The sequence below is a fragment of the Sporichthya sp. genome (assembly GCF_013815995.1).
Lineage (GTDB): Bacteria > Actinomycetota > Actinomycetes > Sporichthyales > Sporichthyaceae > Sporichthya.
Map to the genome: position 1 here is coordinate 1 of NZ_JACDFE010000220.1, position 7675 is coordinate 7675.

A 7675-nucleotide genomic window follows, 5' to 3' on the forward strand; every position below is an offset into this window, starting at 1 on the left:
GGCGCAAGGAGATCCGCCGCCGCGGCAACGCCGACAGCACCCTGGACGAGGTGCGTGCCCTGGTCGACACCGCCATCGGCCAGGAGCGGGCGCAGCTCTTCGGCGACGCCGACGACGACGCGCGCTTCCGGGAGACCCGGCTCGACGCGGTGCCGCCGGGGACGGCGCAGGCGATCCAGGAACTGCAGAACTACGACTGGCGCTCGCCGGAAGCTGCGGAGGCCTTCGAGCAGGCCCAGGACCTGCTCCGCCGCGAGGTCCTGGACAGCCGCTTCGCCGGCATGAAGGAAGCCCTGGACGGCGCGACCCCGGAGGACATGGCGCGCGTGCGCGACATGCTGGCCGAGCTGAACGAGATGCTCGCCGCCGACGAGCGCGGTGAACTGACACAGGATCAGTTCGACTGCTTCATGGACCGCTACGGCGACTTCTTTCCGGACAACCCGCAGAACCTGGACGAGCTCGTCGACTCCCTCGCCCGCCGGATGGCCGCGGCCCAGCGGATGATGGCGTCCCTCACTCCGGAGCAACGCGCCGAGCTGGCCGAGGCCGCCGAAGGCGTGTTCTCCGATCTCGGGATGTCCTCCGAGATGAGCCGGCTCGGCGACGCGCTCCGGTCCCGACGCCCGGACCTGGACTGGGACGGCGGGTCGAAGCTGACCGGGCAGGAATCCCTGGGCATGGGCAATGCCACCACCGCCTTCCAGGACCTGTCCGACGCGGAGGAACTGATGTCCACCCTCGGCCAGGAGTACCCCGGCGCGAGCCTGGACGACGTCGACGAGGACGCCGTGCGCCGGGCGCTGGGTCGCGGCGCGCTGGACGACCTCGCCGAACTGCGCCGGATCCAGCGCGAGCTGGAGGAGCAGGGCTGGCTGAACCGCTCCGGCGGCCGACTCGAGCTGACCCCGAAGGCGGTGCGCCGGATCGGGCAGTCCGCGCTGCGCAAGGTCTTCGCCTCGCTGTCGGCCCACCGCCACGGCAACCACGAGATCCACTCCGCCGGCGCCGCCGGGGAGCTGACCGGATCCACCCGTGCCTGGCAGTTCGGCGACGAGCAACCGATCGACGTCGTCCGCACGTTGACCAACGCGGTGCGCCGCGGTGGAGCGCCCGAAGGTGGCGGGCGGATCGCGTTGGCCGTCGAGGACTTCGAGGTCGCCGAGACCGAGCGTCGCGGCCGGGCCGCGGTGTCGGTGCTGATCGACATGTCGTACTCGATGGTGCTGCGCGACACCTGGATCCAGGCCAAGACCACCGCGCTCGCGCTGCACACGCTGGTCACCGGGATGTACCCCTCGGACGCCGTGCAGCTGATCGGCTTCTCCCGCTATGCGCAGGAGATCTCCGCGACGGAACTGGCGACCCTGGAACCGGACTACGTCCAAGGCACGAACCTGCAGCACGCCTTGCTGCTGTCCGGGAAGTTCCTGGACAAGCACCCGGGCAGCGAGCGGATCGTGCTGGTCGTCACCGACGGCGAACCGACCGCGCACCTGCTGCGCGACGGCGGCGTGCACTTCGACTGGCCGCCTGCCCCGTCCACCCTGTCGCTGACCTACGCCCAGGTCGACGCGATGACCCGGCGCGGCGCGATGCTCAACATCTTCTCCCTCGACGAGGACCCCCGCCTGGCCGCGTTCTGCGAGGAGGTCGCCCGGCGCAGCGGCGGCCGCGTCTTCTACCCCGACCCGGACCGCCTCGGCGACTACGTCGTCAGCGACTACCTGCGCCTGCGCAACCGCAACGCCCGCCGCGCCGGCTGACCCGCCCCGAACCACAAAGCGTGTCACGCCTAATGGTTCGGGGGATCGATCAGAAGGCCCAGCCCGCGTCGTCGGCCAGGCTCGGCGGGAGCTCGCGGGTGTGCAGGATGCCGAGGCGGGTGGTGGCGCGGGTGAGGGCGACGTAGAGGTCGTTGCGGCCGCGGGCGGAAGCCTCGACGATCGCGGCGGGCTCGATCACCAGCACGGAGTCGAACTCCAGACCCTTGACCTGACCCACCGTCAGAACGACGACGCGGGCCCGCAGGTCGGGGCCGTGCGGCCCGACGGTCGCCAGTCCCGGAGTGCCTTCCAGCGCCGCCCAGGCCTCCGCCTCGCCGCCGGCCGCGACCAGCACGGCCAGGTTGCCGGCGCCGGCGTCCAGCTCGGCCTCGGCCGCCTTGCGCAGCCGGGTGCCCAGCTCAGCGCCGTCCACCCGTTCCTTCCACGGCAGCACGCCGACGGTGCGCACCGACCGGGGCGGGGTGGCGCCCGGATCGATCTCGGTGAGCACCCGGGCGGCGACCGCCATCACCTCGGACGGCGCCCGGTAGTTGACGGTCAGCTCCGCGACCCGCCAGTTCTCGGCGCGCACGTAGGGCGAGAGCACGTCGCCCCACGAGGACGCCCCGCCCGGGGAGGAGCTCTGGAACAGGTCGCCGACGATGGTCATCGACCGCGTCGGGATCCGGCGCATCAGGGCCCGCCAGGCCATCGCGGTGAGCTCCTGCGCCTCGTCGACGATCACGTGGCCGTAGGTCCAGCTCCGGTCCGCGGCGGCGCGCTCCACCGGGGTCCGGTCGTCGATCTCGTCCATCCGGCCGGCCAGGCCGCGCCCGGAGACGACGTCGAAGACGCTGAGTACCTCGGCGGCCTCGTCCGAGCCGGCTTCGTCCTCGATGTCGGTGGACCGCGACCCCTGCGCGATCGCCAGCACACCGGCGGCGTAGTCCTCCAGCTCGACGCGCTCGGCCTCGGAGGCGCGGGCCCGCGCCTCGGCGGCGTAGTCCGGGAGCTCACCGAGCAATTCCGCGGCCTCGTCCAGCAGCGGGACGTCGGCGTCGCTCCAGCCCGCCCCGGGCGCGCGCACCAACATCTCCCGCTCGGCGGCGGTGAGCTGGGGTGCGGCGGCCGCGAGCCGCTTCGGGTCGGCGAACAGCCCGCCGATCAGGTCCTCCGGGGTCAGCCACGGCCACACGGACTCGATCGCGGCGAGGACCGCGGGCTCGTCGGCCAGCTCACGGCGCAGGTCGGTCTGGTCGTGCTCGTCGAGCAGATTCTTGCCGCCGCGTGGGTCGGCGCCGACCTGGGCGACGTAGTGCCGGGCCAGGGCGTCGATGAGCCGACGCTGCACGCCGGGGCGGGCGTCGTTGTGCAACCGCCCGCCGCGTCGCGCCGAGTCCGCGATCCGCCGGCACGCCCGGGCATCGACCCGCAGTTCGTAGCCGACGTGGCGAACCCGCAGGCCGTCCGGTCCGGATTCCTCCCGCTTCCGCAGGGCGGCCGCGACGACCTCGGCCATCACCAGGCGGCCCTTGAGTTCCGCGACCGCGGGCGTCTCGGTCAGCGTCGGTTCCAGGTCGGGGATCAGCGCGCCGATGCTGCGCAGCAGCACGTCGGTCTCGCCCAGGCTGGGGAGCACCTGGCCGATGTAGTCGCAGAACGTGGGGCTCGGGCCGATCACCAGCACGACCCGGCGGGCCAGCACCTCGCGGTGCGCGTAGAGCAGGTAGGCGGCCCGGTGCAGGGCCACCGCGGTCTTGCCGGTGCCGGGCCCGCCGGCCACGACCAGCACGCCCTGGCGCTCGGCCCGGATGATCCGGTCCTGCTCGGCCTGGATGGTCTCGACGACGTCGCCCATCCGCCCGGTGCGCGCGGCCGAGAGGGCGGAGAGCAGCGCGGCCTCCCCCACCAGCTCGCCCTGATAGCGGGAGGCGGCGTCGGCGTCGAAGATCTCGTCGGAGACACCGGTGACGGTGCGGCCCGAGGACGCGATCCGGCGCCGCCGCCCGACCCCGGCCGGCTCCACCGCCGTGGCCAGGTAGAACGGCTGGGCCGCCGGCGCGCGCCAGTCCAGCAGCATCGGTTCCTCAGCGGCGGCCTCGGGGTTCTGCAGCCCGACCCGGCCGATGTACCGGGTCGGCCCGTCGGTGAGGTCCAGCCGGCCGAAGCACAAGCCGCGGGCCGCGGCGTCCAGCGCGGCGAGCCGGTGCGCGTGGAGGGTGTTGAACGCCTCCCACTCGACACCGGCCTGCGGGGTGTTCCCCACCTTGCGCGCCACGCCCCGGCGCCGCTGGGCGGCCTCGTCCCGTACCTCGTCCAGACGGTGGTAGAGCATCGAGACGTAGGCCTGCTCGCGCGCGACCTCGGCCTCGGCGACGCTGAACTCCGCGGCCACGCGATCCCCTCGTCGACCTGACCCGCCCGTTCCGGGCGAACGTCCGATTCTAGAGGGCTCAGGTGAACTTGCGACGCGGGAAGATCCCGCCCGGCCCTGGGGTTGGCCTTGGAATGTGCCTGACCCGTCCGAGGACCCGTGCGAGCATGGCGCCGCCATGCGCGCGCTGATCACCCGGAGGTTCGCCACCTCCGAGATGCCCCGTGAGGTCTGGGTCCTCGCAGCGGTCGCGTTCTCGGTGGCCCTGGGCTTCGGCATCGTCGCCCCGGTCATCCCGATCTTCGCCCGCGAGTTCGGGGTCGGGCAGACCGCCGCCGGCCTGGTGATCTCGGCCTTCGCGTTCATGCGGCTGTGTTTCAGCCCGTTCGGCGGCTGGCTGGTCAACAAGTTCGGCGAGCGGGTGATCATGGCGACCGGCATCGGCATCGTCGCGGTCTCCAGCCTGCTGACCGGGCTCTCGCAGAACTACGAGCAGATGCTCGCGCTACGCGCGATCGGCGGCGTCGGGTCAGTGATGTTCAGCGTCTCGGCCCAGAGCCTGATGCTGCGCTCGGTGCCCACCAGCATGCGCGGGCAGGCCAGCAGCCGGTTCTACGGCGGCTTCCTGCTCGGCGGGCTGACCGGGCCCGCGCTCGGCGGCCTGCTCGGCGGGATCACGCTGCGGCTGCCGTTCTTCCTCTACGCCGGCACGCTCACCGTCGCCGGCGCGATCGCGATGGTGTTCCTCCACCGCTCGGCGAAGGTGGAGGACACCGCCGCCGCCGACGTACCCGTCACCACCCTGCGCACCGCGTTGAAGGACAGGGGCTACCAGGCCGCGCTCGCCGTCAACGCCGGCACCGGGTGGGCGATCTTCGGCATTCGCAGTTCGCTGGTCCCGCTCTTCGTGGTCGAAGCGCTGCACCGCGGAACGGTCTGGGTGGGTCTCGGCCTGCTGGTCGGCTCCATCACCGACGTGATCCTGCTGCAGAAGACCGGCAAGCTCGCCGACTCGATCGGCCGCCGCCCGATGCTCCTCGGCGGGACGGCCCTGGGCGCCGGCGGCGCGCTGGTGCTCGCCTTCGCGCCGCACCTGCCCGCCTACCTGTTCGCGATGGCGCTGCTCGGCGCGGCCTCCTCGATGCTCTCGGTCGGCCCGTCGGCCGTGGTCGGTGACGTGGTGCAGGGCCGCGGCGGCACCGTGGTCTCCACCTTCGGGATGGCCAGCGACCTCGGCGCCGTGGTCGGGCCGCTGGTGGCCGGCGCACTGGCCGAGCACGCGGGCTACGGGGCGGCGTTCACCTCGACCGCACTGGTGCTGACGATCGGTTTCGTCATGGCGGTGCGGATGCCCGAGACCATGCACCGGGCCGCCGAGCGCAAGGCCGCAGAGCAGAAGTCAGCCGAGGGCACACCGCAGGTCGGTGAGCAGGTCCTCGACGTCCTCGATCCCGACGGACAGCCGCACCAGATCTGACGGCACCTCAAGTGCGGAACCGGCGACCGAGGCGTGGGTCATCTTGCCCGGGTGCTCGATGAGGGACTCGACGCCGCCGAGGGACTCCCCCAGGGTGAACAGCTTTGCCCGCTCGCAAACTGCCAGGGCGTCAGATTCGCCGCCGACGACGCGGAAGGAGATCATCCCGCCGAAGTCGCGCATCTGCTTGGCGGCGATCTCGTGCCCGGGGTGCTCGGGCAGCCCCGGGTAGAACACGTGGGTGACGTTGCGGTGCGAGGTCAGCAGATCGACCAGGGCCGCCGCGTTCGCGCAGTGCCGTTCCATCCGCACCGCAAGGGTCTTGATGCCGCGCAGCACCAGCCAAGCATCGAAGGGCCCGGCCACGCCGCCGATCGCGTTCTGGTGATAGGCCAGCTCCTCGCCGAGCGCGGCGTCGGCGACGACCAGGGCGCCGCCCACGACGTCGGAGTGCCCGCCGAGGTACTTCGTCGTCGAGTGCATGACGATGTCGGCGCCGAGGGCGAGCGGCTGCTGCAGGTAGGGCGAGGCGAAGGTGTTGTCGACGGCAAGGCGGGCGCCGGCGTCGTGCGCGACCTCGGCCAGCGCGGCGATGTCGGCGATCCCGAGCAGCGGATTGGTCGGGGTCTCACACCAGATCAACGTGGTGGTGGGCCGCATCGCGGCGCGCACCGCGTCGAGGTCGCCGAGGGCGACGGGGGTGTACTCCAGCCCCCAGCGGGCGTGGATCCGGGCGAAGAGGCGGTAGGTGCCGCCGTAGGCGTCGCCCGGGATCAGCACGTGATCGCCCGGCGAGGCGATGGTGCGCAGCAGGGTGTCGGTCGCGGCCAGGCCGGAGGCGAACGCCATCCCCCGCACGCCACCCTCCAGGGCGGCGAGGCACTCCTCGAGCGCGGTCCGGGTCGGGTTGGCGCTGCGGCTGTACTCGTAGCCTCCGCGCAGCCCGCCGACACCGTCCTGCTTGTAGGTGGACACCGCGTAGATCGGCGGGACCACGGCGCCGGTGGTCGGGTCTGGCTCCTGCCCGGCGTGGATGGCGCGGGTCGAGAAGCCCTGCTGGGGATCAACCATGGTCCCCACGCTAATGCGCGAGGATCCGCCCCATGAGCGCACCGCGCCCCGAGCCGGGTGACTGGCATCGGCGAACTGTTAGGCGGAGCCGACCCCGTAAGGCGCGCGTAACCGCTTCGGCGGAACAGGGCCCGGCAGGGCAGAGTTGACCCAGGTACCCGGTGGATCCGGGTAACCGAGGGAGGTCTGGCAATGCTGTTCGGTCGAGGCGCGAAGCAGACGATGGTCACGCCGGCGGAGGCCCTGCCCGGTCGGGCGGTCCGCCCGTACCCGGTGCCGGAGCGGCACGCCGTCAACGGCAACCCGATCGAGGGGCCGTACCCGGAGGGGTTCGGGGTCGCGATCTTCGGCCTCGGCTGCTTCTGGGGCGCCGAGCGCAAGTTCTGGCAGACCGAGGGCGCCTGGGTGACGGCCGTCGGCTACACCGGCGGGTTCACCCCGAACCCGACGTACGAGGAGACCTGCACCGCACGCACCGGCCACACCGAGGCCGTGCTGGTGGTCTTCGACCCCGCGAAGATCTCCTACGCCGATCTGCTGGTGAAGTTCTGGGAGATCCACGACCCCACCACAGCCAACCGGCAGGGCGGGGACATCGGCACCCAGTACCGCTCCGGGATCTACACCACCACCGAGGAGCAGGCGAAGATCGCCCAGGAATCGGCCGCCCTCTACCAGGGCGCGCTCACCAAGGCCGGCCTCGACCAGATCACCACCGAGATCGCCCCGGCCGGCGAGTTCTACTTCGCCGAGGACTACCACCAGCAGTACCTGTACAAGGTCCCGCACGGTTACGACTGCCACGCCGACACCGGCGTGAAGTTCCCGCGGGACTGACCCCGGCCCAGCCCGGCTGGGTCCTAGGAGCCTGCTGAACAATGCGTGTCGGTCTGGACCTGCCTGCGGGCGCCTCGAGACGATCAGTTCATGCAGGGTCGCAGGATCGATGAGCTTGAGTTGTTGGACGCGGAGTCCGTAGCGGGGCAT

At 72.1% G+C, this 7675-nt stretch carries 5 protein-coding genes; 3 read left to right on the forward strand and 2 right to left on the reverse strand.

Annotated features, from left to right (window positions below; genetic code table 11):
• Positions 1 to 1766, forward strand: a 1766-nt coding sequence (locus tag H0X00_RS19510; RefSeq protein ID WP_293774084.1) for a hypothetical protein, incomplete at its 5' end; no start/stop codon positions are given.
• Positions 1767 to 1815: 49 nt separating this feature from the next.
• Here the strand turns inward: H0X00_RS19510 and H0X00_RS19515 are convergent.
• On the reverse strand, positions 1816 to 4101 hold the full coding sequence (locus tag H0X00_RS19515) for an ATP-binding domain-containing protein (RefSeq protein ID WP_367186701.1): 2286 nt from the start codon (positions 4099 to 4101) through the stop codon (positions 1816 to 1818).
• Positions 4102 to 4276: 175 nt separating this feature from the next.
• Here H0X00_RS19515 and H0X00_RS19520 point away from each other — a divergent pair, with 175 nt between their 5' ends.
• Positions 4277 to 5617, forward strand: coding sequence for an MFS transporter (locus tag H0X00_RS19520; RefSeq protein WP_293774087.1), 1341 nt, complete (start codon positions 4277 to 4279; stop codon positions 5615 to 5617).
• On the opposite strand, the gene H0X00_RS19525 is transcribed toward H0X00_RS19520, so the two are convergent.
• Positions 5540 to 6688, reverse strand: coding sequence for a cystathionine gamma-synthase (locus H0X00_RS19525; protein WP_293774088.1), 1149 nt, complete (start codon positions 6686 to 6688; stop codon positions 5540 to 5542). The genes H0X00_RS19520 and H0X00_RS19525 overlap by 78 nt on opposite strands.
• A gap of 192 nt (positions 6689 to 6880) precedes the next feature.
• On the opposite strand from H0X00_RS19525, the gene msrA reads away from it, so the two are divergent.
• Positions 6881 to 7525 (forward strand): peptide-methionine (S)-S-oxide reductase MsrA, encoded by a 645-nt coding sequence (gene msrA / locus H0X00_RS19530; protein WP_293774089.1) that lies wholly within the window; start codon positions 6881 to 6883, stop codon positions 7523 to 7525.
• Positions 7526 to 7675: the final 150 nt, after the last annotated feature.

Coding starts and splice junctions, on each gene's coding strand:
- H0X00_RS19525 (WP_293774088.1), bottom strand. CDS start 6,688: ATGGTTGATCCCCAGCAGGGCTTCTCGACCCGCGCCATCCACGCCGGG.
- msrA (WP_293774089.1), top strand. CDS start 6,881: ATGCTGTTCGGTCGAGGCGCGAAGCAGACGATGGTCACGCCGGCGGAG.
- H0X00_RS19515 (WP_367186701.1), bottom strand. CDS start 4,101: ATGCTCTACCACCGTCTGGACGAGGTACGGGACGAGGCCGCCCAGCGG.